Origin of the sequence: uncultured Candidatus Thioglobus sp., from assembly GCF_963981275.1 — a bacterium.
Lineage (GTDB): Bacteria > Pseudomonadota > Gammaproteobacteria > PS1 > Pseudothioglobaceae > Thioglobus_A.
This window is the reverse complement of record NZ_CAXCCZ010000006.1, coordinates 26,222-49,051: the sequence shown is the minus strand read 5'-3', so window position 1 is coordinate 49,051 and position 22,830 is coordinate 26,222. Positions and strand designations below refer to the sequence as shown.

28 protein-coding genes and 1 other RNA gene are annotated in these 22,830 nt (G+C 39.9%); 15 read left to right on the top strand and 14 right to left on the bottom strand.

The window, feature by feature from the left end; all coding sequences use genetic code 11:
- The 3 genes from ABNR88_RS01985 to ABNR88_RS01975 form a co-directional block, all read left to right on the top strand.
- Window positions 1–617 (top strand): MBL fold metallo-hydrolase (locus tag ABNR88_RS01985; RefSeq protein ID WP_348669893.1); only part of this gene is annotated, 617 nt, incomplete at its 5' end.
- A gap of 9 nt (window positions 618–626) precedes the next feature.
- A complete protein-coding gene (locus ABNR88_RS01980; RefSeq protein WP_291928402.1) occupies window positions 627–2,756 on the top strand; it encodes a PhnD/SsuA/transferrin family substrate-binding protein in 2,130 nt (709 codons plus the stop codon).
- A complete protein-coding gene (locus tag ABNR88_RS01975) occupies window positions 2,749–3,363 on the top strand; it encodes a response regulator (protein ID WP_291928407.1) in 615 nt (204 codons plus the stop codon). The genes ABNR88_RS01980 and ABNR88_RS01975 overlap by 8 nt, the downstream gene beginning before the upstream one ends.
- A 22-nt stretch (window positions 3,364–3,385) precedes the next feature.
- Here the strand turns inward: ABNR88_RS01975 and ABNR88_RS01970 are convergent, their stop codons facing one another.
- The 5 genes from ABNR88_RS01970 to priA form a co-directional block, all read right to left on the bottom strand.
- Entirely contained in the window at window positions 3,386–4,093 is a 708-nt protein-coding gene (locus tag ABNR88_RS01970; protein ID WP_291928410.1) for a DUF4395 domain-containing protein, read from the bottom strand.
- A gap of 87 nt (window positions 4,094–4,180) precedes the next feature.
- A complete protein-coding gene (soxZ, locus tag ABNR88_RS01965) occupies window positions 4,181–4,486 on the bottom strand; it encodes a thiosulfate oxidation carrier complex protein SoxZ (RefSeq protein WP_291928414.1) in 306 nt (101 codons plus the stop codon).
- 21 nt (window positions 4,487–4,507) lie between these two features.
- Window positions 4,508–4,951, bottom strand: a complete 444-nt coding sequence (soxY, locus tag ABNR88_RS01960; protein WP_291928417.1) for a thiosulfate oxidation carrier protein SoxY — start codon at window positions 4,949–4,951, stop codon at window positions 4,508–4,510.
- Window positions 4,952–5,006: 55 nt separating this feature from the next.
- Complete coding sequence (locus ABNR88_RS01955) at window positions 5,007–5,489, bottom strand: DsrE family protein (protein WP_291928420.1); 483 nt, start codon at window positions 5,487–5,489, stop codon at window positions 5,007–5,009.
- Window positions 5,490–5,626: 137 nt separating this feature from the next.
- On the bottom strand, window positions 5,627–7,588 hold the full coding sequence (priA, locus tag ABNR88_RS01950; protein WP_291928422.1) for a primosomal protein N': 1,962 nt from the start codon (window positions 7,586–7,588) through the stop codon (window positions 5,627–5,629).
- A 56-nt stretch (window positions 7,589–7,644) separates the two neighbouring features.
- On the opposite strand from priA, the gene ybeY reads away from it, so the two are divergent.
- Window positions 7,645–8,085: an rRNA maturation RNase YbeY gene (gene ybeY / locus ABNR88_RS01945; protein WP_291928425.1), complete on the top strand. Its 441-nt coding sequence runs from the start codon at window positions 7,645–7,647 to the stop codon at window positions 8,083–8,085.
- 7 nt (window positions 8,086–8,092) lie between these two features.
- Here ybeY and tilS read toward each other — a convergent pair whose 3' ends face one another.
- Window positions 8,093–9,268, bottom strand: a complete 1,176-nt coding sequence (tilS, locus tag ABNR88_RS01940; RefSeq protein WP_348669889.1) for a tRNA lysidine(34) synthetase TilS — start codon at window positions 9,266–9,268, stop codon at window positions 8,093–8,095.
- Window positions 9,249–10,199 carry an acetyl-CoA carboxylase carboxyltransferase subunit alpha gene (locus ABNR88_RS01935; protein WP_291929306.1) on the bottom strand — a complete coding sequence of 317 codons (951 nt, stop codon included), beginning with the start codon at window positions 10,197–10,199 and terminating at the stop codon, window positions 9,249–9,251. Before ABNR88_RS01935 ends, tilS begins: the two co-directional genes overlap by 20 nt.
- 44 nt (window positions 10,200–10,243) lie before the next feature.
- Between ABNR88_RS01935 and ABNR88_RS01930 the strand changes: the two genes are divergently transcribed.
- From ABNR88_RS01930 to ABNR88_RS01900, 7 genes are all read left to right on the top strand, one after another.
- A complete protein-coding gene (locus tag ABNR88_RS01930; protein WP_348669887.1) occupies window positions 10,244–10,852 on the top strand; it encodes a LysE family translocator in 609 nt (202 codons plus the stop codon).
- 3 nt (window positions 10,853–10,855) lie between these two features.
- A complete protein-coding gene (locus tag ABNR88_RS01925) occupies window positions 10,856–11,464 on the top strand; it encodes a LysE family translocator (protein WP_291929177.1) in 609 nt (202 codons plus the stop codon).
- Window positions 11,461–12,351 carry a DMT family transporter gene (locus ABNR88_RS01920; RefSeq protein ID WP_291929173.1) on the top strand — a complete coding sequence of 297 codons (891 nt, stop codon included), beginning with the start codon at window positions 11,461–11,463 and terminating at the stop codon, window positions 12,349–12,351. Before ABNR88_RS01925 ends, ABNR88_RS01920 begins: the two co-directional genes overlap by 4 nt.
- A gap of 180 nt (window positions 12,352–12,531) precedes the next feature.
- Entirely contained in the window at window positions 12,532–12,705 is a 174-nt protein-coding gene (gene ccoS, locus ABNR88_RS01915; protein WP_291929170.1) for a cbb3-type cytochrome oxidase assembly protein CcoS, read from the top strand.
- Window positions 12,706–12,776: 71 nt separating this feature from the next.
- Window positions 12,777–13,454 carry a TIGR00153 family protein gene (locus tag ABNR88_RS01910; protein WP_291929167.1) on the top strand — a complete coding sequence of 226 codons (678 nt, stop codon included), beginning with the start codon at window positions 12,777–12,779 and terminating at the stop codon, window positions 13,452–13,454.
- 18 nt (window positions 13,455–13,472) lie between these two features.
- Window positions 13,473–14,741 carry an inorganic phosphate transporter gene (locus ABNR88_RS01905; RefSeq protein WP_291929165.1) on the top strand — a complete coding sequence of 423 codons (1,269 nt, stop codon included), beginning with the start codon at window positions 13,473–13,475 and terminating at the stop codon, window positions 14,739–14,741.
- Window positions 14,742–14,743: 2 nt separating this feature from the next.
- Window positions 14,744–14,974 (top strand): BolA/IbaG family iron-sulfur metabolism protein, encoded by a 231-nt coding sequence (locus ABNR88_RS01900; RefSeq protein ID WP_291929162.1) that lies wholly within the window; start codon window positions 14,744–14,746, stop codon window positions 14,972–14,974.
- Window positions 14,975–14,977: 3 nt separating this feature from the next.
- Here the strand turns inward: ABNR88_RS01900 and ABNR88_RS01895 are convergent, their stop codons facing one another.
- On the bottom strand, window positions 14,978–15,169 hold the full coding sequence (locus tag ABNR88_RS01895; protein ID WP_291929186.1) for a CPXCG motif-containing cysteine-rich protein: 192 nt from the start codon (window positions 15,167–15,169) through the stop codon (window positions 14,978–14,980).
- On the bottom strand, window positions 15,162–15,338 hold the full coding sequence (locus ABNR88_RS01890; RefSeq protein WP_291929159.1) for a DUF1289 domain-containing protein: 177 nt from the start codon (window positions 15,336–15,338) through the stop codon (window positions 15,162–15,164). Before ABNR88_RS01890 ends, ABNR88_RS01895 begins: the two co-directional genes overlap by 8 nt.
- 70 nt (window positions 15,339–15,408) lie before the next feature.
- Here ABNR88_RS01890 and ABNR88_RS01885 point away from each other — a divergent pair, with 70 nt between their 5' ends.
- From ABNR88_RS01885 to ABNR88_RS01870, 4 genes are all read left to right on the top strand, one after another.
- Window positions 15,409–16,737: a DEAD/DEAH box helicase gene (locus ABNR88_RS01885; protein WP_291929156.1), complete on the top strand. Its 1,329-nt coding sequence runs from the start codon at window positions 15,409–15,411 to the stop codon at window positions 16,735–16,737.
- A 105-nt stretch (window positions 16,738–16,842) separates the two neighbouring features.
- Window positions 16,843–17,622, top strand: a complete 780-nt coding sequence (djlA, locus tag ABNR88_RS01880; RefSeq protein ID WP_291929153.1) for a co-chaperone DjlA — start codon at window positions 16,843–16,845, stop codon at window positions 17,620–17,622.
- A 26-nt stretch (window positions 17,623–17,648) separates the two neighbouring features.
- Complete coding sequence (locus tag ABNR88_RS01875; RefSeq protein ID WP_291929150.1) at window positions 17,649–17,897, top strand: hypothetical protein; 249 nt, start codon at window positions 17,649–17,651, stop codon at window positions 17,895–17,897.
- 81 nt (window positions 17,898–17,978) lie between these two features.
- Entirely contained in the window at window positions 17,979–18,368 is a 390-nt protein-coding gene (locus ABNR88_RS01870) for a hypothetical protein (RefSeq protein ID WP_291929147.1), read from the top strand.
- Between the two features lie 34 nt (window positions 18,369–18,402).
- On the opposite strand, the gene ssrA is transcribed toward ABNR88_RS01870, so the two are convergent.
- The 5 genes from ssrA to lptE all read right to left on the bottom strand — a co-directional run bounded on the left by ssrA (window position 18,403) and on the right by lptE (window position 22,680).
- Window positions 18,403–18,748, bottom strand: a transfer-messenger RNA (tmRNA) gene (gene ssrA / locus ABNR88_RS01865).
- Window positions 18,749–18,772: 24 nt separating this feature from the next.
- Window positions 18,773–19,957: a tyrosine--tRNA ligase gene (gene tyrS, locus ABNR88_RS01860; RefSeq protein ID WP_291928750.1), complete on the bottom strand. Its 1,185-nt coding sequence runs from the start codon at window positions 19,955–19,957 to the stop codon at window positions 18,773–18,775.
- A 14-nt stretch (window positions 19,958–19,971) separates the two neighbouring features.
- Entirely contained in the window at window positions 19,972–21,231 is a 1,260-nt protein-coding gene (locus ABNR88_RS01855; protein ID WP_291928754.1) for a glutamate-5-semialdehyde dehydrogenase, read from the bottom strand.
- Entirely contained in the window at window positions 21,219–22,238 is a 1,020-nt protein-coding gene (holA, locus tag ABNR88_RS01850) for a DNA polymerase III subunit delta (RefSeq protein WP_291928757.1), read from the bottom strand. Before holA ends, ABNR88_RS01855 begins: the two co-directional genes overlap by 13 nt.
- Window positions 22,228–22,680: an LPS assembly lipoprotein LptE gene (gene lptE / locus ABNR88_RS01845; protein ID WP_291928760.1), complete on the bottom strand. Its 453-nt coding sequence runs from the start codon at window positions 22,678–22,680 to the stop codon at window positions 22,228–22,230. Before lptE ends, holA begins: the two co-directional genes overlap by 11 nt.
- Window positions 22,681–22,830 lie beyond the last annotated feature (150 nt).

The following is a 22,830-nucleotide window of genomic DNA, read 5'->3' as shown; positions in this document are numbered from 1 at the left end:
TGCAAGTATTTAAAGAGCAGGGTGCACAGATTTGGGCGCCCAAAGGTACTTGGGACTATCTTGATTCTGAAACCGCTTCCAACTTGCTAGAATCTAGACGTACGTCACTTTACCCATGGGTTAATGACGAAACTTATCTGGTTAAGCCCGATCGAATTATTGATCAAGATACAAAGTTTAATTTAGGTAATCATCAATTTCTACTGACTTATTTTGGCAAAGTGCATTCAGAAGGCGATATGTCTTTATTGAGTTTGAATGATCAAACACTCTATAGTGGCGATATTATTTTTGAAGGGCGCATCCCCTTTGTGGGCGACGCCGATATTATAAAATGGTCAAAAACGCTCGATCGAGTGCGTAATATTGAGATGGAATATTTTGTTCCTGGACATGGCTCTGCTTCAGATCAGCCACAAGAAACTATGGATCTCACCTACCGATACCTAAATTTCCTGCTTAAGCAATTAACCACTGTTGTTGATGAGATGACACCTTTTGATGAAGCTTATCAAGCCATTGATTGGTCAGAATTTGAAGACGAGCCAGCTTTTGATGCAGCTAATCGTAAAAATGCCTATGCCGTTTATTTGTATTTAGAACGCGTCATGGAATAGCTATTGTTTGTGTGTAGATTTAAGTTTTTATTAGCCGCTCTATTTTTTGGATTATCTTTATCCGCTGTTGCTAAAAATATTTCAATTGCTGTTTTAGCCTTTTCAGGTGAGGAATATGCACGCACTTCCTGGCAACCGACAGTTGACTATTTGAATGCTCATATATTAAAGCATCGATTTAGACTTATCCCTATAGAGCCAAGCAACATAGAATATTTAGATCAATTGGTGCAGCAGCAGAAAGTTGATTTTATTATTACCCAGCCCGTTACTTTTGTTGAGCTACAAGTAAAATATGGTGCCACCAGCATCCTCACCTTGGTAGATGCATCCAAATCATCTGAATTTGGTTCGGTTATTTTTTCCAGGTCTGATAGCGATATTGTTAATTTTCCTCATATAAGAGGCAAGTCTATTGCTGGCGCCAACCCAAAAGGATTGGGAGGCTGGCTTATCGGGTACAACGAATTAAAGCAGCATAATGTTGACGTCATTAATCAATCCAAAGTATCTTTTTTAGGCGTGCAAGAGAATATCGTTCGTCGTGTTTTGGATGGTTCGGTTGATGTTGGCATTGTGCGTACTGGTGTACTTGAAAGACTCGCTAATAGCAAAAACTTAGATTTGGCAAAGCTAAGAGTACTTAATCAGAAAAAAGTCAAAGATTTTCCTTATTTGTTGAGTACGTCGTTATATCCAGAATGGGCCTTTGTTAAAGCAAGCCATACCTCTAAGCTTATTGCTAAGCAGGTGGCTTCTACGCTTTTATTGATGACACCTGGCTCCAAAGAGGCGACCGCTAGAGGCTATTGGGAGTGGGTAACACCGATTAATTATCAGCCTATTCACGATCTCATGAAAAGCCTACGTGTAGGTGTTTATCAGGATTTTGGCAAGGTTAGTTTTGTTCAATATATTAAAGATAATCTCGTTTTATCATCCATGTTTTTTATCGTATTGATTGTATTGGTAATGACAGGGTTATGGGTATTAAGACTAAACAATCGACTAAAAATCATTAATTATTTTATAGAGCAGCAAAATAATATGATTCTTGACTCAGTATCTGAGGGGATTTATGGTGTTGATTTAGCTGGAAAATGCACCTTTATTAATCAGGCGTTAACCGACATATTGGGCTGGGACAAGCAAGATATGTTAGGAAAATTGCAGCATGAAATTCTTCATCATACGCATGCAGATGGCACGCCCCACCCTAGTAATGAATGTCCAGTTTATGAGACATTTATGGATGGAGAAGCCCGGTTTATTGATAAAGATACTTTTTGGAAAAAGAATGGGCAGAGTATTTCTGTTGAATATAGTGCCACCCCTATTAAAGATAAATTGGGAAATATTGTTGGTAGTGTTGTTGTTTTTAAAGATATCACCCAACAAATTGAACATCAAAAATTACAAAAAAAATATGAGCAGGATCTCGAGCATGTAAGCAGACTCAATACCATGGGTGAAATTGTAACGGGCATAGCGCATGAGTTAAATCAGCCGTTAACAGTTATATCAACCATGGCTTTTACAGGAGCGGGGCTCATTAAATCCAAGCAGTATGATGCGGATAAGTTTCTAGATATTTTTAGCATGTTATCAAAGCAGGCTGAACATGCGGCCAATGTGATTAAACACATGCGCAAAATGAGCAATAAGGATCAGTCTGATTATGCATTGATCGATATTAACGCAAGAATTAAAGGTGTGATTACATTGTTGCAAGCGCTTATTAAAGATAATAACATTCAGCTTAGGCTCGATTTAAGTCAAACACTACCTTTGGTATTTGCGCAAGCAGTGCAAATTGATCAAGTAGTCTTAAATCTATGTAAAAATGCAATTGATGCCATGGATGGCAGCGACAAACATAAAGTCCTGGGTATCAAGACAAGATGTCTAGATAAAACGATAGAAGTTGCTATTATGGATACTGGTAACGGTATTGATGCTGATATTGTTGAGCATTTATTCGACCCCTTCTCAACGCTCAAGAAAAATGGCATGGGCATGGGTTTATCGATTAGCAGAAGTATTATTGAGCGACATTATGGCAATCTATATGTGGCAAAATCGACACACAATATGACTACTTTTAAATTTACACTACCCATTAAAGCGCCCCATGAATAAAGCTACTGTTTTTATTATTGACGATGATCAACAAGTTAGAGCGGCCTTGTCTTTATTAATGGAGTCTGTGGGCTGGAAAGTGAAATTGTTTGCAACAGCTGTCAGTTTTTTAGAGCAGTTTGATAGCGACATTCCTGGCTGTATTATTACCGATATTAGAATGCCTATGATGAGCGGCTTGGATTTGCAAATAAAGCTAAAAGAGTACCGTATTTCACCTCCGGTTTTAATGATTACAGGCCATGGAGATATAACTATGGCGGTGCGTGCGATTAAAGAAGGCGCATTAGATTTTATTGAAAAGCCATTTAATAATCAGTATCTTTTAGATCGAGTACACCAAGCTATTGAAGTTGACAGTGATAATAGGAAGGCAGTATTGCGCGTCCTAAAAGTTAACGAAAAATATAATCAGTTGACCGATAAGGAAAAGCAAGTATTTGGGTGGATTATCAAAGGCGCTCTAAGTAAACAAATTGCTGAAGAAGTGTTTGTTACTCAATCGGCAGTTGAGGCTAGACGGTCAAAAATTATGGAAAAAATGAATGCCGATAATATTTCTGATTTAATGAAAATGGCCATGGTTATGGGCATGGTAAATACTTAGTCAAAAACTAGCTTTATCGAATTTATTTTTTATCCCAGTTTAGATTGTTGCATGCATGGCATGTTTCTTTAAGCAGGCCAATCTTCACCAGTAAGGCATGAATTTTACAACCTACACAGTATCCCAATATCGCCTCTAACCACATAAATAGCAAGCAAACTGAAACGAGAATAATGCCTAATCCTGCAGGCATATATCGTTCTGTAGTCGGCAGTAGATTCAGTTGAAAAACTGAGTTCAATCCATGTGCAAACACCACGGGATTAAAAAATATAATACAGGTGATTACTATACCAATGCCAACACTCCAGGCAAATCGCTTGGGAGCTATGGGCACCCAAACAGGCGGCTGGTTTTTAGCAAGATAACTACTAATAAGAATACTGGGCGAAAATCTGGAGGTAGATACAAATAGACTAACGATCATCTCAAATAAGACATAAAACAAAATTAAAGTTTGTGTTGAGTACTCATAAGTCCTCTTGACCGCCTCGACTGCGTAGATAATTTGATCATCCCAATTGGTGTCATAGGTGTCAGTAGCGGTATTAACATCAACCACCCACTTTGAAGTGTAAGCCGCATCATATAACATCAAACCCATATACACAGGTACAAGTAAAAGTATTCCTGCACGAATACGAACAGCAACTTCATTAATATAAATAACAGAAGCATCTAGATCTTGAAACCAGAGATTTTTCACTATTTTAGATAATTGACTTTTCATGATTTTTTAATAAGTTTGTGCAATCATCTCTTGTCTTGAGAAGAAAGTTAAAGGCATTGAAGTAAATTGACGCTAATGCCGGATTGTTTATTTTGATACTTTGGATATTTGCAGTGTCTTTCCCAGATTATCAATAGATTCGAAACGAATCTCATCGCCTTTTACACCTGGAATCTTAAACTGAAAAAATGGATTTTCAGAAATACTTCCACCAATCGCTGCTTTGGCGGCCAAACGATTATTCTTCTTTAAGATTAGGTTAGTGATGTGATTCTCTGGAACGATTTTCCCACTCTTATCTTTTCGATTGCCACTTTCCATTGGATGCTTAATTAGCACCCTAACAGTAATAAATCCCGCTCTTGACTTAGCTTTTAGTTTGATTTTTGCCATAATTCTTTCTGGAGTATTGTCCTAACCTCCGCATCCTCCTAAGGTGACCTTGACAGTCTTGTTTCTAATAAAGCTTCCTGATGCTGTGCCCACAACAGCTGTTACAACTGATGTTTCTGCCATTTTGATGCGCGTTGTAATAAAAGCAGACGCCTCTAAGATTTCAAAATATGCAGATAATGGCACTTTGTTGTTATGCACATAAATCGCAATATTTTTAACGGCGGGCATATGGCTAGCATCGATTGTAATAGGTACCATGGCGCCATTTTCGGCAATCTCTGGTGCCTTTAATACAAACTCACCCTCTTGAGCGTTAGACAATTGTCGTTGAGTTTTTTTGGACAGTTCTTTAAACTCTGATGTATTGGCAAAGGCTTTAATAGGTGTCAGCAATCCAAAACTAACCGCAGTCGCGACTGAAGTAATGGCGATAGATTGCTTTAGAAATAATCTTCTATTCATTGTGCACTCTCTTTAAGTGTCAACACACAGGTAAAACCCCTGTGTGTTGATGTTATTAAGGTCTTAAGTAGGCAAAACCTTTGGCTTGAAGATGTGCAATCTCTGCAACACCACTGGGAACGATATCGGTTTTTTCAGCATCGTAAAGTTGGTCTGTATCAATCTTCTTGCCTTTTAGCGTATTTGCACACACTTTAAAGGTAACACCTTGTTTTTTTAGATTGGCAATAGAAGCTTGCTGCTTGTTTGTGGCATTTCCAACTGGAAGCTTAGTGCTACTAGCCTCTTCTGGTAATAGCAACATTGACAAGCCTTTGCCGTGCATAATAACTCGAAGATCTAGGTTTTTTGCGCCGACAGCATTGATATGGTTTTGAATATTTCTAAGTGCGCCTGTTTGTCGCTTAGCACCGTCATAGTTAACATGGTAGGCAATTCTCTGCGTGCCATAATCTCCAGCATTCGCTATCGATGATAAGCCAAATGCCATGCTAAGTGCTATAAGCCCTGTTACCATTTTATTTATTGTTGTTTTCATTTTCTCTCCCTATTTATATTAAATGTCTTTTTTAAGTCAAGCATATGGCTCGACCGATTTCAATTGTATAGAACTGGGAAAATAATAGAATTAGGGCTTATACCAATAATGTTGGTAGTTATTTGAACGGATGTCGTTTAATCAATCGGATCTACATCTAAATACCAGCGAACTTTATTTTTAAGCTTGATGGTATCAATGTGCTGGCTAAAAGTGGCGAGCATTTGATGAAGTGCTTTTCTGTCATTTGATTGCAAGTACAAATTGAAGTAATAATAATCTGCCTTTTTTTCAATTGAATTGGCCACAGGCCCCCAAATTTCTACCGTATCAAGCTTAACACTTTTTAAGAGCCCGGCCACCTCGCGCAAAAAATCCTCAGCATTTTGTTTATTTTTAGCATTCGCACACAATAGTGCTTGATGGGAAAATGGCGGCATCATTGCGCTCATGCGCTGTTTAAGGATGCTACTGGCAAATTGTGTATAGCGATTTGAAAGGACATAATGAAACATTGGGTGATCTGGGTAGCGTGTTTGAATCGCCACCTCGCCTTGATCGCCACTGCGACCAGCACGCCCTGAAACTTGAATCAGAAGCTGCGCTAAGTATTCAGTAGCGCGGAAATTGGTGGATAAAAATCCACCGTCAATATCTAATATACCCACCATGGCTAAATTAGAAAAGTCATGGCCTTTGGCCAACATTTGCGTGCCAACAATAATGCATGGCTCACCAGAATTAATTTTTTCTAAGTGCTCAGCTAGGGCTTTTTTGCGTCGTGTGGTGTCGCGATCGATACGGATAATAGGCGTATCGGCAAAGTGTGAACCTAGGGTTTCTTCGAGTCGTTCTGTGCCGTAACCATAAACCTCTAAGCTTTGTTCGCCACACTCAGGACAGGCTTGTTCTGGCATTTGTTCATCGCCACAGTGGTGACACTTGAGTCGATTGATGTGGCGGTGATAAATCATGGAAGCATGGCAATGATTACACTCAGATTTCCAACTACACTGCGTGCAAAAGTAAACCGGCGCATAGCCACGTCTGTTAATAAACAACATCACTTGTTTGCCTTTAGACAAGTACTGCTGCATTTTTTCAACGAGCAGTTTAGACAAAGCGCCATCAGTATGCGAGCGCATGTCAATTAGGCTGACTTTTGGCATCACCACGCCACCAGCTCGATTGGCCAAAGTTAAGCGCGTGAGCTTATTATCCATAGCATTTTTTAAAGTTTCCAAGCTTGGCGTAGCTGTGCCCAATATCAGCGGAATTCCAACTTGCTTGGCACGAATAAAGCTAAGATCTCGCGCTGAATAACGAAAGCTTGATTGTTGCTTAAATGAGCCGTCATGCTCTTCATCAATAATAATCATGCCAAGATTTGGCATGGGCGCAAAGATGGCGCTTCGTGTGCCTAAAACCACACCAGCGTCTCCACTTTTGGCCATAAGATAAGCATCAAGCTTTTGGGTTTCATTTAGTTGTGAGTGAATGGCTACTACACGGGTTTTTAGGCGCTGTTCAAAGCGCGCTATCATTTGTGGCGTTAGGCCGATTTCCGGTACTAATACTAATACTTGTTGGTCTTGATTAAGCACCTCTTGGGTGATACGCAGGTAAACTTCAGTTTTTCCACTGCCGGTAACACCGTGAAGCAGAAAGCCGTGATACTTATGTTGTTCAGCCAAAATGGCTTCAATAGCTAGTGTTTGCTCCTGGGTAATTTCAAAGTCAGGCTGGCTGGTTTTAAGCGGCAAGCCAATAATTTTTTTGATTTTTGCTTCTTTGCCAAGACGCAAATTTTTGGGCATGGCTGCCAACAACACCTCGCCAATAGGATGGTGATAATATTTAGCTGCCCAAAAAAGAAAATCCAGAATGGGTTTATCCAGAATCGGCATTTCATCCAGAACTTCCACGATAGATTTCAGCTTGTTAAAATCACTTTTATCTTTATTGGCAAGCGCAATTCCAATGACTTTTTTAGCACCAAAAGGCACTTTAACACGCGCGCCAACAGCAACTTCATGATCACTTTGATAATCAAAAGTTTTGTTTAATGGAACGGCAATAGCAACTTCAATGATTGGCATGAATGCTGGAATGTTAACCACGTAAAATAAATCATTTTATCAATTAAATCTTGGGCATGATTGTTATTCAAAATAGTATTGACGTTAATAGTATTAATGAAGCAGAGTTTTCCAATACGCTACAAAGCGTACTAGATGAGCTTAACGTAAGCGATAGTGAACTGCTCGTGCGCTTTGTGGATAGGATAGAAATTCAGCAGTTAAATAAAACCTATCGTCATCAGGATAAAGCCACCAATGTATTGTCTTTTCCCAGCGATTTGCCGATTGAAATTGAGGAGGCGATTTTAGGTGACGTGGTTATATGTGTTGCAGTTGTGACTGAAGAAGCGCAAGCGCAAGGAAAAACTTTTGAGAATCATTTGCTGCATATGGCCATTCACGGAACGCTGCATTTATTGGGATTTGACCATATTGAAGAATCAGATGCTGAAAAAATGGAAACGCTTGAAGTAAAAATTTTGGAAAAAATGCAAATCAGCAATCCGTATCAATAATTAAGACTTATTCAGCGTGTTCCATGCGTCCAAGACGCTCCATAGCGCGTAATTCATCATCAATATAATACATTTTTAGCGTATTTCGCTCCCATGGAGGGATGTTAGCCTCTTGTAATACCTTTTTAAGCGATTGTGAGTGGTTTTTCCCTGGTAATTTAATACGCTGGCCTTCGGTGCGAAAGCGAATGGAAAAATTTGGCAAATTTTCTAATTCAGACTGAATTGGGCATTTTTGCAGATTTTTTTCTGAATTAGTGTTGATAAAATACAATTTTTGTTGGTAGCGTCTAATTTCAAATTCGTCCCACCTTACTAAGGGCTCAGCATCGACTTTGGCGGATAATAGCGCCATAATTTGATCCAAGACTTTATCACTAGGTGCTAAAAAATTTAACTGATTAAGTTGATAGCGCAGTACATTTTTGATGCGATGAGCGTCGAGCCTTACAAGTGTATCAATTGTCAGCCGACCATCAGTATCAATCAAATTGTAAGACTGAATGTCAAGTTCGGCTAATTCGCGCGTGAGTTTGAGCGCTTCTGATTGGTGCCTGGCGCTACGGGCGAGTGATTTAGTGAGGTTTCGATAAATCTTTGATAATAAAGGGATAACTTCTAAACGTAATAAATTTCGCCTAAAGTTGGTGTCTTTGTTGCTATCATCTTCGATCCAGTTGAGTTTGTGCTCAGTGGCATAATCAATAACTTGCTGTTTTTCAATACCCAGCATAGGTCGATAGTGAACACCCAATCCTAAAGTTTTTTGCCGCGGCATTGACGCTAAACCTGCAACTCCAGAGCCTCGAAATAACTGCAGAAGTAGAGTTTCTGCTTGGTCATTTTGATGGTGTGCTGTGCATAGAACCTCATCTTTAGATAAATCACATGATAGTGAAAAATAGCGTTTTTTGCGTGCATTTTCTTCAATATTGGATGTTTTTTCTAGATGAAATCCAATACTCTTGTAGGGAACGTTGAGCTTTTGACACAGTTGCTGGCAAAAAATATGCCAATTATCAGAATGTTTAGATAGGTGGTGATTGCAATGTATAGCTCTTAGTTGATTGGGAAAATGAGTATGTAGATAGTGCAGTAAGACAACCGAGTCCATGCCACCACTCAGGCCTAGGACAATTTTTTTGCCCTGGAGGTGGTTATCTTTAGTCTTTAAATTGTCCAAATCCAAGTAGTTTTTCTTGTCTTGCTGCGAGTAAATCTTTCATTGAGATTTTTTTAATGGTGTTTAGTTCTTTTACTAAAGCCGCTTTTAATAAGGTCTTTGCTTTAGCTGGGTCACGATGAATGCCGCCTAATGGCTCATCAATGATGGTGTCAATCAAGCCTTCTTTTTTCAAATGGCTAGAGGTAAGCTTGAGAGATTCTGCTGCTAAGTTAGCTTTTGAGGCATCACTGTATAAGATAGAAGCACAGCCTTCTGGTGATATTACTGAGTAGATTGAGTATTCAAACATCATTATGGTATCTGCTACACCAATAGCCAGAGCACCACCAGAGCCGCCTTCGCCAATTACGACAGAGATAATTGGTGTGGCCAGGGTTGACATTTCAAACAGGTTTTTAGCAATAGCTTCAGATTGGCCACGCTCTTCTGCACCAATACCTGGATAGGCGCCAGGTGTATCGATAAAGGTAACAACAGGCATGTTGAACTTTTCAGCCATTTTCATTAGGCGTAGCGCTTTTCGGTAGCCTTCAGGGCGCGGCATACCAAAGTTGTATTTTAGTTTTTCTTGGGTTGAGCGACCTTTTTGCTGACCAATAAATATTACCGGTTGGCCGTCTAATTTGGCAATACCGCCTACAATCGCATGATCATCGCCATAGGCACGGTCACCATGCAGCTCGGTAAATTCTTCAAATACTGAGTCGATGTAATCAAGTGTATAAAGGCGCTTTGGGTGACGCGCTAGTTGAGAGATTTGCCAATCAGATAAAGACGAGAATATCTTCTTGGTTAAAGAAATGCTTTTGGCTTTTAAAGCGTCTGTTTCTTGTGCAATATCCGCTTTATCTTTCAGGTTGCAAAGTGCTTCTATTTTGTCTTCAAACTCAGCAATTGGCTGTTCAAAATCAAGATAATCTAAATTCATAAGGCGTTAAAATAAATATTTAAATAATGATTGAATTATAGCAGATGGAACTATTAACACTACTATCTTTGATGTTTGCTACATTTGTGTATGCCGTCTCTCCGGGCCCGGGCATATTTGCAGTATTAGCAACCTCAACACGCTACGGCCCTGTTGCCGCTTTATGGCTTTCTATAGGGCACGTAATTGGCGATATCTTGTATGTTTCAATTGCTATGTTTGCACTGACAATTTTGGCGCAAACTATCGAGCAAGCCATGGTGTATGTTAAATTTTTTGGCGCAGCATATTTGCTTTATATTGGCTTTCAACAGTACCGTTCAATGGGAGTTAGTTTTGAAGAAGATAAACGTCGTAAATCAATCGCTCATTTGCTTTTTTCTGGATTTTTGGTAGGCGGAACCAACCCAAAAACCATTATTTACTATTTATCATTTTTGCCCATTTTTATCGATTTAAACAATCTGACTCTGGCAACTGAAATGCAGGTAATTGTGGTGGTAGGTATTACCGTTCTATTTGTGTTGAGTTTGGCAAATCTGCTTGGTTTGAAGCTGAGAAGGTCTATTGAAAATCCTGGTGTGATTCAAAAGGTCAATAAAATAACCGGCATAACCATGATGTTGGTTGGTGTTTTTGTGGCATTATATTAACCCATGGATATCTCTGGATTTATTGCCTTATTTCTAATTGCCTTTGTGTTTGTAATTACTCCTGGGCCGGGCACATTAGCGGTTTTTGCCAAAAGCATGGCGCAAGGCTTTATATCGGCTTTTTATTTGTCAATCGGCATGGTTTTGGGAGATTTAGTGTATCTAGCAGCGGTACTTTTCTCACTAGATTTATTTGCTGAAACGATTACCCCATTAATGGATTACGTCAGAGTTCTAGGCGGACTTTACTTAATTTATCTGGGCGTTGGCGCTTGGAATGCGCACAAAGTAAAGCTCAGTTCAAAGGCGAGTCATAAGACTAACACCAAAGAGTTTTTAACAGGGCTGTTGATCAGCTTAACCAACCCAAAAGTCATGATCTTTTATATCGCCATTCTGCCTGCGTTTGTCGATCTTTCTCAAATGAGTGTATTTTATGCGCTAGAGGTATTGCTCACGGTCGGCATTGGGCTTATTGTTGGCATTAGTGCACTTAATATTGCCGTTGGAAAAATTAAGCAAATATTTGCCAAGCCAGGCATGGATGAACACATTAATAAAATTAGCGGTATTATCATGGTGTCCGTTGGTGTATTGCTAGGGTTGTCATGAGTGCTGATCGTCAATTATCACTTTGGATTGTGTTGGCTATGTTGTTCTGGGGTGCCTCTTGGCCGATTGCCAATGTGCTGTCAAATTATATTAATGTGCATGAGTTTATTAGTTATCGTTATATTATTACCACGATCACCATGGTGCCAGTTCTATGGTGGATGAAGCTGAGTTTTAAAATTAGTCTACAGCACTTTTTAGTGGCCAGTATAGCGGCAGTGCTACTGATTTATTATTCTAAGTATTATTTTTTAAGCACCAAACATGGCGCTCCAGGCTTGGCAGGTGCTGTGGTAACAACCTTGATGCCAGTATTGGTGTATTTGCTAATGATGTTTAGCAAGCAAAAGAAAACCCAAAGAAAAGATTGGCTAGCTCTATTGCTTGGAATGTTGGGAGTGTTGGTTACCATGAATATCTGGCAGTTCCAATTGAGTGAAATCATGAAGGGCACTAGCGTGTATTTATTAGCTGCAGCAACTTGTTGGGCTTTGATGTCTATTGTCACCACTTATGCAAAAACAGTGTCACCAGCAACATTGAGTTTTTATATTTATTTAATGACAGCGTTTTTTGATCTAATTTTCTTTTTTGAGCCAACACATGGCTCGATTTTGGCGATGGACCGTGACTTCTGGATTAGCTTTTTAATTGTTACCGTTGGCTCTACAACATTTGCCACTACCGTTTATTTTTTGGGTATTCAGCGTCTAGGATCTAAACAGGCCAGTGTATTTACCTTTTTAGTACCATTTTTCGCTGTTGGTCTTAGTGTTTTATTTTTGAACGAGAGCTGGCATTGGAGTACGGTGCTGGGCGCGGTGATGACCATCATTGCACTGATTATTTTGAATAATATTAAAATTGGTCCTTATAATAAGGGTTGATAAGTTTGGGTGGTCTATTGACTCTGGAAAATGGCACTATAGGTGTTTATTTTTACAAGCAAAAAATAGTTGGAAATTTGCCGTATTTTGGAAAAATACGAGTTAATTCTTTAAAAAGCCAATTTTTAAATGAAAAATAAATGTGGTTGACGTTATTATTAGTAAAAAAGAGCGGGAAAAATGGATGTAATTTATTGGCTAATACCCAGCATGATTTTTGTCGGTGTTGTGCTTGTCATCCTTTTAATGATGGGCGTTAAGAGCGGGCAGTTTGATGATCTTGAGGGCGAAGGTCAGCGTATTTTATTTGATGAGGATCAGGAAAAACCACCCTCAAATAATAATACTAAATAAGGGGTTGACACTTGTGTATTTTTATAGAAAATTCGCATTTAACTAAACAACAAAAAATATAGGTAGCAAATATGGCCAAAAGTATCATCGATGGGCTATTTGGAAAATCTCCAATCAGTCCACTACAGCATCATATGACTAGTGTGCATTCATGCATTGCCGAATTAAGAGGATTTATGGTTGCCATTCATATGCAGGACTGGGATCAGGCAGAGAAAATTCGCGCAAAAATCGGTGATAAAGAGGGCGAGGCTGATGTGCTCAAGAAAAAACTACGCTTAAGCTTGCCATCAACTTTTATGATGCCGTTTTCTCGTAGGGACTTGCTTGATTTGTTGCTAATTCAAGATTCTATTGCCAACCGAACTAAAGATGTATCTGGTTTGATGATTAATCGAAAAATGACACTTCCTGATGAGATATTTGAAGATGTTATAGAGCTTACCAATGTTTGTATTAAAACTTCAGAAACTGCCCTAAAGGCGGTTAATGAATTGGATGAGTTACTAGAAACAGCCTTTGGTAGTCGTGAACGCAAGGTAGTTAGCTCGATTATTAGTGATATTAACGAGTTGGAAAGCAAATCCGACAAAATGCAGCACGAGATTCGCACCAAGTTGTTCCCATTAGAGGCTGACTTGCCCCCAGTTGATGTTATGTTTTATTACCGTGCTGTTGAGTGGCTAGGCGAGCTGGCAGATGCTGCACAAAAGGTCGGATCTCGACTAGAAGTATTACTGGCTAAGTAACTCTTAAAGGATTATATTATGGAAATTATTGCAAATTACGGTGATATTTTATTAGTTCTTGCTGTTGTATTTGGTCTATTTATGGCTTGGGGTGTGGGCGCTAACGATGTAGCTAATGCTATGGGAACGTCAGTAGGTTCGGGCGCAATCACTATTAAACAAGCGATTATTATTGCGGTTATATTTGAATTTGCCGGTGCTATTTTGGCTGGTGGTGAGGTGACAGCTACTATTCGCAAGGGAATTTTAGATGCTAATATTTTTACCGACAGTCCGCATTTATTAGTCTACGGCATGCTGGCTTCATTACTAGCGGCAGGCGCTTGGCTGATGATCGCCTCTAACCTTGGCTGGCCGGTATCAACGACACACTCCATTGTCGGCGCCATTGTTGGATTTGGCGCTGTAGGTGTGGGTGTTGACGCCGTTGCCTGGGGTAAGGTTGGTAATATTGCCATGAGTTGGATTGTATCGCCAATTTTGGCGGGCTCAATCGCCTTTATGCTTTTCAGAAGTTTGCAGGATCTTATTATTGATACCAAACATCCTTTTGATAATGCTAAAAAGTATGTGCCGTTTTATATGTTTTTGGTTGGCTTTGTAATTTCTCTTGTGACTATTTTCAAGGGCCTTAAGCATGTTGGTTTGGATTATGATTTAGGAACAAGCTATATGCTAGCCATTGGTTTTGGCTTGGTTGTTACCCTGGTCGGCACCATTATCATTAGGCGTATTGAGGTTGATCCAAATGAAAATGAAGATTTCCACTTTACCTCAATGGAAAGAATTTTCAGCGTACTGATGATTATCACCGCAGCGGCAATGGCTTTTGCTCACGGCTCAAATGATGTTGCAAACGCCATTGGCCCGTTGGCAGCTGTTTATGGTGTGATTGAAAGTGGCGGTCTAATTGGTGCAAAAAGTTCTTTGCCAGTTTGGGTCTTGCTGGTTGGTGGTGGCGGTATTGTCTTTGGATTAGTAACTTATGGTCATAAAGTGATCGCTACAGTAGGTACAGGTATTACTCAGCTTACCCCATCGCGTGGTTTTGCTGCAACTTTAGCTGCCGCTGCAACAGTGGTGATTGCATCTGGTACAGGCTTGCCAGTGTCTACCACGCAAGTGTTAGTGGGTGCGGTTTTGGGTGTTGGCTTGGCACGAGGTATGGCGGCATTGGATACACGAATGATTAACAAGATTTTCCTTTCATGGTTAGTGACATTGCCTGCAGGTGCGTTAATGTCAATCATATTTTTCTTTATGCTTAAGGGCATGTTCGGAGCGTAGTAATGACTTTAGATGAAATTCAAACAAAACTAGAAGCGGGAGTTGAGCAATCAACTGTTACCATGCAAGGCGATGGCTGCAATTGTTCAACCGTAGTTGTGTCGCCTATTTTTGAGGGTATGTCGTTATTGGCCAGGCAAAAGATGGTGCTTGCTGCTGTACGTGAAAATATTGATTCTGGTGAATTGCACGCGCTAACCATTAAAGCTAGAACGCCCGAGGAAATGGCCTAGTTGCTATTCATTTTCATGAGTCACTGATACGTGAACTTGTTGATCGAAGTCTATTGTTGTATGGATATTAATAGGTCGACAACAGACTGAGCAGTCCTCAATATAGTGTTGATTGGGCTCAGAACAATCAACCTCTATCGCAACAAATTCCCCACAATAAGGACATATGATTGAGTGTTGTTGCAATTCAAGCATCAATATTGCGCTCGTTTAGGTCTTTTATGATGGCTTTTCTGACATCTTCTGAGTAGTTAATCCAGCCCGTGATTTCATCACTATGACGCTTACAGCCTACACAATGGTTGTTTTTGTTGTATTTGCAAATCCCAATGCAAGGGCTCTTAATAGCTTGATAATTATTCATGCATAGTATTATAGGTTGCACTTGTCAGGTAAAGGTAAAATAGACGGCTTTATTTTGATAGCAAGCAATTATGGGTTTTACAAAATTAGGCTTATCGGATTCCATCTTAGAAGCAGTTAAAAAGAAGGGTTACGATACACCATCACCTATTCAAGAGAAATCTATTCCTTTAATTTTAGAAGGTAAGGATGTGATGGCAGCAGCGCAAACAGGCACCGGTAAAACGGCTGGATTTACACTACCGATTTTGCAGCTTTTATCAAAAGGTCAGCTTACAAAGTCAAACCAGGTTCGTACACTAATACTTACGCCAACACGAGAGCTTGCCGCCCAAGTGCAAGACAGCGTTAGCACTTATGGCAAGCATTTGCCACTTAAATCAGCCGTGGTATTTGGCGGAGTTAAGATTAATCCACAAATGCAAAAACTGCGGGGTGGCGTGGATATCTTGGTAGCAACGCCAGGGCGATTATTAGACCTTCATTCTCAAAATGCAGTCAAGTTTGACGAGCTTGAAATTATCGTATTTGACGAAGCTGATAGAATGCTAGATATGGGATTTTTACCAGACATTAAGAGAATTTTAAAGACATTGCCTGATAAAAGACAGACGTTAATGTTTTCAGCAACATTCTCAGATGATATTAGAAAACTGGCAAAGTCCCTTGTTCATAACCCAGTTGAAATTTCAACTGCAGTGCGTAACACAACGGTTAAGTCTGTTAAGCAGTGGATTCATCCTGTTGACAAATCTAAAAAACAAGCCCTATTAACCAAGCTTATTGATGATCATGGTTGGTATCAAGTATTGGTATTTAGTCGCACCAAGCATGGGGCGAATCGTATCGCCACACAGCTTGGCAAAAAAGGCATTACAGCGGCCGCTATTCACGGAAACAAGTCTCAAGGTGCACGTACCCGAGCTTTGGCAGATTTTAAAAATGGCAAGGTGAATGTTTTGGTAGCAACAGATATTGCTGCACGTGGTATTGATATCACCGATCTCCCGCATGTAGTTAATTTTGATCTACCACACGTACCTGAGGATTACGTGCACCGTATTGGTCGAACGGGTAGAGCGGGTTCTAAAGGTGAGGCAATTTCACTGGTGAGTGCTGATGAAGCTAAGCAACTATTTGATATTGAGCGTTTGATTCAAAATAAGTTAGATCGTATTATGGTGGATGATTTTGTCCCAGATCATAATTTACCAGAGTCGCTTAAAAATCAACCATCACCCAAGAAGAAAAAACCAAAAAAGGACAAAAGCCGTAATAAACCACGATACGGAAAAAACAGCAATTCTAAAGATAAAAAGGACAATAAGAAAAAAAGCTTTTGGGATTCTAAGCCTAGGAAAAAACCTAAAAATAACAAGCAAAAATCAACAGATAAGTAAAAGACGCTCTATTTAATATGCAAATTTTCTTGTTTTTTACTTGCAATTATCTAAAATCAGCCTTAAATATAGCTTAGTTTTTAACAATTAAATAGAGCGGTTATTATGAGTTGGTGGACAACAGTATTAGGTGGAGCGTTTGGTTTTATGTTGGGTGGGCCATTAGGTGCCATGCTTGGTGCAGCATTTGCCGGTAATTTTTCTAAAAATAAAGCCAGTTTTGGTGGCTTTGATAAAGGCTATCATCTAGGCGATCAGCAGCGCGTCCAAGCGGCATTTTTTAGTAGTTTATTTTCAGTAATGGGCTATCTTGCTAAAGTTGATGGCAAAGTATCAAAATCCGAAATACTCTTAGCACAGCAAGTCATGCAGCATATGCAGTTAGCAGAGGATATGCAAAAAGTCGCAAAAGAGCTGTTTAATCAAGGCAAACAAGCAAGCTTTAATTTAGACGAAGTGCTTGAGCAGTTTCGCCTTGAGAGTCATAGGCGTACGCATTTGGTGCGTATGTTTTTAGAAATTCAAATTCAAGCTACTTATGCCGATGGTGTGCTGGATGATAAAGAGCGCGATGCGCTTAAATATATCGCGCAAAAACTACACTTCTCACTCCAAGAGCTAGAAAACTTAATCCAGCAGTTTGCCGCTACCACTGGCCATACGAGTCAACTATCGGTTGATGATGCGTATGTAATATTGGGTGTGGACAAAAGCCTAACTGATAAAGAACTAAAGCGTGCTTATCGCCGATTATTGGCTCAGCATCACCCGGATAAGCTAGTTGCCAAAGGCTTGCCAGAAGAGATGATGATTATAGCTAAAGAAAAAACTCAAGAAATTATTAGTGCTTACGAGCTAATTAAAAAGCAACGCGGTATGCGTTAATCTAGAAAATATCAGAGGAAAATAATATGAAAATTAAACTAATCACACTCTTAATTACATTGCTATTATCGGTATCTGCGCAAGCAGGGCTTTGGGAGAAGATGACTACTATGGGTACTCAAACCGTTAAGCCAAGCGCCGAGTATTTAATCGAAACAGCAGGCTGGAATATTCGCGTCTATGAGTGGATTCCTGCTGATAATCCAAACACACGCTGCATGTTTGCAGCCGGCTCGCAAAAGGGCGGTGTAGCGTGTTATTCAATCAATAATTAAGCCGATGTTTGAATTATTTATCCTTGGTTTTATTATTGCGATTGTTGTTTACCTGATTAGAGGAAAGGTTTAACTCTTAGCATGGCACCTGGCCTGGTTGTTCTTTCAATTGTAGAGTCGCCATTATTTCCAGATTTTGGCGATTTGTATCAACACAAAGGGTTTTCTGAGCTGCGTGTTAATAGTGTTCGTAAGGCAATTGCCCTGATTAAAAAACAGCCTGTGGCACTTATTGTGGCTGAGTTTTTCTATGCCTATAGCACTAATTATAGTGGTATCTATAAATCCAACCTAGAAGTTTTGCTGGTCAGCCTTATTAAGTATTCCCCCAATACCAAGGTAATCGTATTGTCGAAAAAGAAGGAAATAAAGTTTGTTCACGTGCTTGATGCAGTGGATTATCCAGTGCATGGTATATTGCAACTGCCAACATTACCATCGAGGATGGAAGAGTTGCTCGATATTAAGTGAAAAAACCAACTCAAAAGAGTTGGTTTTGTTAATTTGGTGGAGATGGCGGGGATCGAACCCGCGTCCGAAAACCTTCAAACAAAGAGTCTACATGCTTAGCTTGGTCTATTTGAGTTAGCCGCCTACCACCCGACCATCAGGGATGTAAGTAGCGATTTCCTAAAGTTTTAACCGAATTATCTGGAACAAATAATCCTAGCGAGTCTGTAAGCGACCGCTATCCAAGAAATACAGACAATCTCAAGGGAGCGGCTAGCTATGCAGCTAGAGCGTAGTTGTTTTCGTTTGCAACTATCTTTTTAAAGCATATTTTACGAGTTATCTTTATCCTCGGCATGCGTCCTTGAGATCCAACTCCTCGTCGAAGCCATGTCATCCCCAGGGGTTAGTATTATAACATTTTTTTACTGAACTGTCACCCTCGCAAATTTACGCTTGCCGACCTGATAAACAGCTGTGCCTATTTCTGGAATAAGATTTCGATCGGATATTTTTACACCTTCGATCTTAGCGGCACCTTCTTTGATCATTCTAAAGGCATCTGAGGTTGAGTTGACCAGCCCAGCATCTTTTAATAAGTTGGCGATTTTAATGCCTGAGGCAAAGCTAAATTCTGGCATTTCATCCGGTATTTTGTTTTTGGCAAATCGATTAGTGAAATTTTGTTGTGCTTGTTTAGCGGCGTCACTACTATGAAAACGAGTAATGATTTCTTCTGCTAGGCGAAATTTGATATTTCTAGGATTTTCACCATTTTCAACTTCAGCTTTCCAAGAGGCGATTGTGTCGAGCGACTCAAAACTTAAAAGCTCTAAATAGCGCCACATTAGCTCATCAGAAATTGACATAATTTTGCCAAACATATCATCTGGTTTGTCGTCAATACCGATGTAATTATCTAAAGACTTAGACATTTTTTGCACACCGTCTAAGCCTTCAAGGATTGGCATAGTGAGAATAACTTGCTGCTCCATGCCCGCTTGTTTTTGTAATTCACGCCCCATCAATAGGTTGAATTTTTGGTCAGTACCACCAAGCTCAATGTCTGATTTAAGCGCAACAGAGTCGTAACCTTGGATGAGTGGATATAAGAACTCATGGATGGAGATACTTTTGCCTGATTTGTAACGCTTGGAGAAGTCGTCACGTTCGAGCATTCTAGCAACTGTTTGCTGTGAGGCAAGCTGAATCATCTCGGCAGAGCTCATTTTGTTCATCCATTCTGAATTATAAACAACCGTGGTTTTATCCTTGTCTAGAATTTTAAAAACTTGATCTTGATAAGACTGAGCATTTATAACAACTTGCTCTTGGGTGAGCGGTGGTCGTGTGGTGCTTTTCCCGGTAGGGTCGCCAATCATGCCGGTGAAATCGCCAATTAGGAATAGAATTTCATGACCCAAATCTTGCAACTGTTTAAGTTTGTTGATTAGAACTGTGTGACCTAAATGTAGATCGGGTGCGGTTGGGTCAAAGCCAGCTTTGACGCGCAAAGGCTGATTTTTGGCGAGTTTTTTCTTAAGCTCTTCAAGTGGCAATATTTCATCTGTACCGCGTTGGAAAACGGCTAATGTGTCTTCTGTATTCATTTTTTGAGTAGGGTTTATTGTCTAATGTGGCCGTCACCAAGGACGATGTATTTTTGTGAAGTAAGACCTTCAAGGCCAACTGGTCCACGAACGTGAAACTTATCTGTGCTAATGCCAATTTCAGCGCCAAAGCCATATTCAAAGCCATCTGCGAAGCCCGTGGAGGCGTTAATCATTACCGATGCAGAATCAACTTCGGTAATAAATCTACGGCCTGAAGTGTAGTTTTCGGTAACGATTGATTCAGTATGTCCCGAGCCATGTTGCTCGATGTGCTCGATCGCATCGGACATGGAATTAACAATGCGGATAGAAAGGATGGCATCTAAATATTCTGTGTCCCAGTCTTCATCTGTTGCCTTGATAACTTGCTTGGAAAGTTGCATGGTTTGTTCACAACCTCTTAGTTCAACACCTTTAAGTGTGTATTCTGCAATCAATTCAGGTAGCACCTTGCCAGCAGCTGATGCGTGCACCAGTAAAGTTTCCATGGCATTACACACCCCGTAACGGCGAGTTTTGGCATTAAAAGCAATTTTAATAGCTTTGTCGGTATCGGCATCTTTATCAATATAAGTATGACAAACGCCATGAAGATGCTTGATAACTGGCACGGTAGCGCTTTGGCTGATCGCTTCAACCAAACCTTTGCCGCCACGTGGAATAATAGCATCAACATATTCAGATGCCTGAACCAGCGCATTAACTGCAGCGCGATCGGTGGTGTCAATGAGTTGCACACAGTGCGTATCTAAATTGGCATCATCTAGCCCTTGTTTAATGCATTGATATAAGGCTAGATTTGAGTGTATGGCTTCTGAACCGCCGCGCAAAATAACCCCGTTGCCCGATTTTAAACAAAGGGCAGCGGCATCAATAGTGACGTTTGGACGAGATTCATAAATAATGCCCATCACTCCTAAAGGCACACGCATCTTGCCGACTTGAATGCCACTTGGACGGAATTTTAAATCGGTAATTTCGCCGATTGGATCAGGCAAAGCGGTAATTTGATGAAGGCTTTCAATGATGCCATCAATTCGAACATCGTCAAGGATGAGCCTGTCAATTAGGGAGTTGTCTAGTTGGTTGTTTTTACCCTGCTCCACATCTTGTTGATTGGCTGCAAGAATGGCCTCTCTGTTTTGATTGATTTGCATAGCGATATTAACAAGTGCACTATTCTTTGTCTTGGTTGTTGCGCTACGCAAGCTCTTAGCGGCAATGCGTGCGTTTTTACCCAGTGTGGTAATTAAGTTGTCTATTGAGCCCATTGGTTTTTCCCAGCCAAATTTAATAAAAGTGTGTGTAATTCATCCACTACATTGAGATTATCCATGCCTTTGATGGAGCGGTCAATACGTCCTAGTGATAATAGTAATTTTTGTAGGCGTTGATAAGGATAGCGTTTGAGAATATTAGTCATAACAGGCTTTCTCTTATTCCAAATTCGGTGAGTTTGCAAGATAGTATTGATATCGTTATTTTGATGCATTTCAATTGACATGCCGATAATAGATTTTATCTCTCGATACAATGAACTGCTAAGTTGAATGGGCATAGCAGTGTCATTGAGTAGTGTTTTATAAATTTTGTTTACTTGTGTGGCGTCCCCCAGTAGAGCAGCATCAATAAGGCCGTAAATAGTGTATTGAGACTGTTCTTGCGCTTGTGAAAGAAACTCCTGAGTATTTATTTTGCCATCAGGATAAGTCATCTTTAGCTTTTGAATTTCCTGCATAGATGCCAATAGATTGCCCTCAGTATAAAACGCAATACTTTGCGCAACTTCGCTGTTGGCTTCAAGCCCAACACCGGCCATATGGTTACTAATCCAGCCGACCAAATGATCTCGGGTTATTTCCCAATGTTGAATGACGCCACCGTACTGCTCAAGAGTTTTAAACCATTTACTTTTTTGCTGCGACATGTCAAGCTTGCCAGTGGTAACGATCAGCAGAATGTCGTTGGGAATATTGCTTGCTAATGTGGTTAAAGCTTTGGAGCCTTTAACGCCAATTTTTCCTGTTTTGAGCTTACACTCAATAATGCGCTTGGGCGAGAACAGAGAGATGTTGGCGATTTCAGCAGTGATCAGCCCCCAATCAAAATTTCCATCAATTTCAAAACGGATTTTTTCATCAAAACCTGCTTGCTTGGCAGCAGAGTTTATTTCACCAAGACTTTGTTCGATTAATAAAAATTCTGCACCAAAAACAAAATAGAGTGATTCGAGCTTGTTGGTTAATTGAGCGTTAAGCGATTCAGGCTTAATTCTCATTGAGTTTTGACAATCTTCTGATGAGTTTTTTAATCAGTGTATTTCTTAGCTGGGTGTAAGACTCTTCAATTTGCAATCTATCTGCTTGTGATGAATCGATCTTATTAAGATGTAGTTTGCTAGTTAAGGATTGAGATAGGAGTAACTTTTGATCAGCATCAAAGACCTTGACGGGCACACTTAAACTTAAGGTATAGCTGTTTACTGTATTGCCAGATTTGTATGAGGCGGTTTGTTGCTTTTGCACCTCTGCACCAATTTGAATGGTTAGATTTTGTATTGCTTCTTGGTTAAATCTAGTCTTTAACTCATTGGCAAATGCATTAGAGCTTTCACTGACGATAGTGGCATTCAGAGATGTATTTTTAACAGGGGTGTGGAAGCCACAAGAGCTCAGTAAGGCAGTTGTAAGAATAAGGACTGATAATTTGATTTTTGACATAGTAGTAAGTGTTTGACTTTATAAGTGAATAATTATGACAGAATTTAGTTTTTTTTGTTGAAAAACCTTGAAAAAACGCCATCAGCTCATATGTAAGTACGCAATAGGGTATAGTTACCCGTCTTATTTTTTTATAATTTTAGTATTGCA

Coding starts and splice junctions, on each gene's coding strand:
- lptE (WP_291928760.1), bottom strand. CDS start 22,680: ATGTCAAAAATCAAATTATCAGTCCTTATTCTTACAACTGCCTTACTG.
- djlA (WP_291929153.1), top strand. CDS start 16,843: ATGAGTTGGTGGACAACAGTATTAGGTGGAGCGTTTGGTTTTATGTTG.
- ABNR88_RS01875 (WP_291929150.1), top strand. CDS start 17,649: ATGAAAATTAAACTAATCACACTCTTAATTACATTGCTATTATCGGTA.
- ABNR88_RS01920 (WP_291929173.1), top strand. CDS start 11,461: ATGAGTGCTGATCGTCAATTATCACTTTGGATTGTGTTGGCTATGTTG.
- ABNR88_RS01905 (WP_291929165.1), top strand. CDS start 13,473: ATGGAAATTATTGCAAATTACGGTGATATTTTATTAGTTCTTGCTGTT.
- ABNR88_RS01925 (WP_291929177.1), top strand. CDS start 10,856: ATGGATATCTCTGGATTTATTGCCTTATTTCTAATTGCCTTTGTGTTT.
- ABNR88_RS01855 (WP_291928754.1), bottom strand. CDS start 21,231: ATGGGCTCAATAGACAACTTAATTACCACACTGGGTAAAAACGCACGC.
- ABNR88_RS01935 (WP_291929306.1), bottom strand. CDS start 10,199: ATGAATTTAGATTATCTTGATTTTGAACAGCCAATTGCTGAGTTTGAA.
- ABNR88_RS01885 (WP_291929156.1), top strand. CDS start 15,409: ATGGGTTTTACAAAATTAGGCTTATCGGATTCCATCTTAGAAGCAGTT.
- ABNR88_RS01955 (WP_291928420.1), bottom strand. CDS start 5,489: ATGAAAACAACAATAAATAAAATGGTAACAGGGCTTATAGCACTTAGC.
- ABNR88_RS01930 (WP_348669887.1), top strand. CDS start 10,244: ATGGAACTATTAACACTACTATCTTTGATGTTTGCTACATTTGTGTAT.
- ccoS (WP_291929170.1), top strand. CDS start 12,532: ATGGATGTAATTTATTGGCTAATACCCAGCATGATTTTTGTCGGTGTT.
- ABNR88_RS01970 (WP_291928410.1), bottom strand. CDS start 4,093: ATGAAAAGTCAATTATCTAAAATAGTGAAAAATCTCTGGTTTCAAGAT.
- holA (WP_291928757.1), bottom strand. CDS start 22,238: ATGAGAATTAAGCCTGAATCGCTTAACGCTCAATTAACCAACAAGCTC.
- ABNR88_RS01895 (WP_291929186.1), bottom strand. CDS start 15,169: ATGCTTGAATTGCAACAACACTCAATCATATGTCCTTATTGTGGGGAA.
- ABNR88_RS01900 (WP_291929162.1), top strand. CDS start 14,744: ATGACTTTAGATGAAATTCAAACAAAACTAGAAGCGGGAGTTGAGCAA.
- soxZ (WP_291928414.1), bottom strand. CDS start 4,486: ATGGCAAAAATCAAACTAAAAGCTAAGTCAAGAGCGGGATTTATTACT.
- ABNR88_RS01890 (WP_291929159.1), bottom strand. CDS start 15,338: ATGAATAATTATCAAGCTATTAAGAGCCCTTGCATTGGGATTTGCAAA.
- soxY (WP_291928417.1), bottom strand. CDS start 4,951: ATGAATAGAAGATTATTTCTAAAGCAATCTATCGCCATTACTTCAGTC.
- tyrS (WP_291928750.1), bottom strand. CDS start 19,957: ATGAATACAGAAGACACATTAGCCGTTTTCCAACGCGGTACAGATGAA.
- ABNR88_RS01870 (WP_291929147.1), top strand. CDS start 17,979: ATGGCACCTGGCCTGGTTGTTCTTTCAATTGTAGAGTCGCCATTATTT.
- ybeY (WP_291928425.1), top strand. CDS start 7,645: ATGATTGTTATTCAAAATAGTATTGACGTTAATAGTATTAATGAAGCA.
- ABNR88_RS01975 (WP_291928407.1), top strand. CDS start 2,749: ATGAATAAAGCTACTGTTTTTATTATTGACGATGATCAACAAGTTAGA.
- priA (WP_291928422.1), bottom strand. CDS start 7,588: ATGCCAATCATTGAAGTTGCTATTGCCGTTCCATTAAACAAAACTTTT.
- ABNR88_RS01910 (WP_291929167.1), top strand. CDS start 12,777: ATGGCCAAAAGTATCATCGATGGGCTATTTGGAAAATCTCCAATCAGT.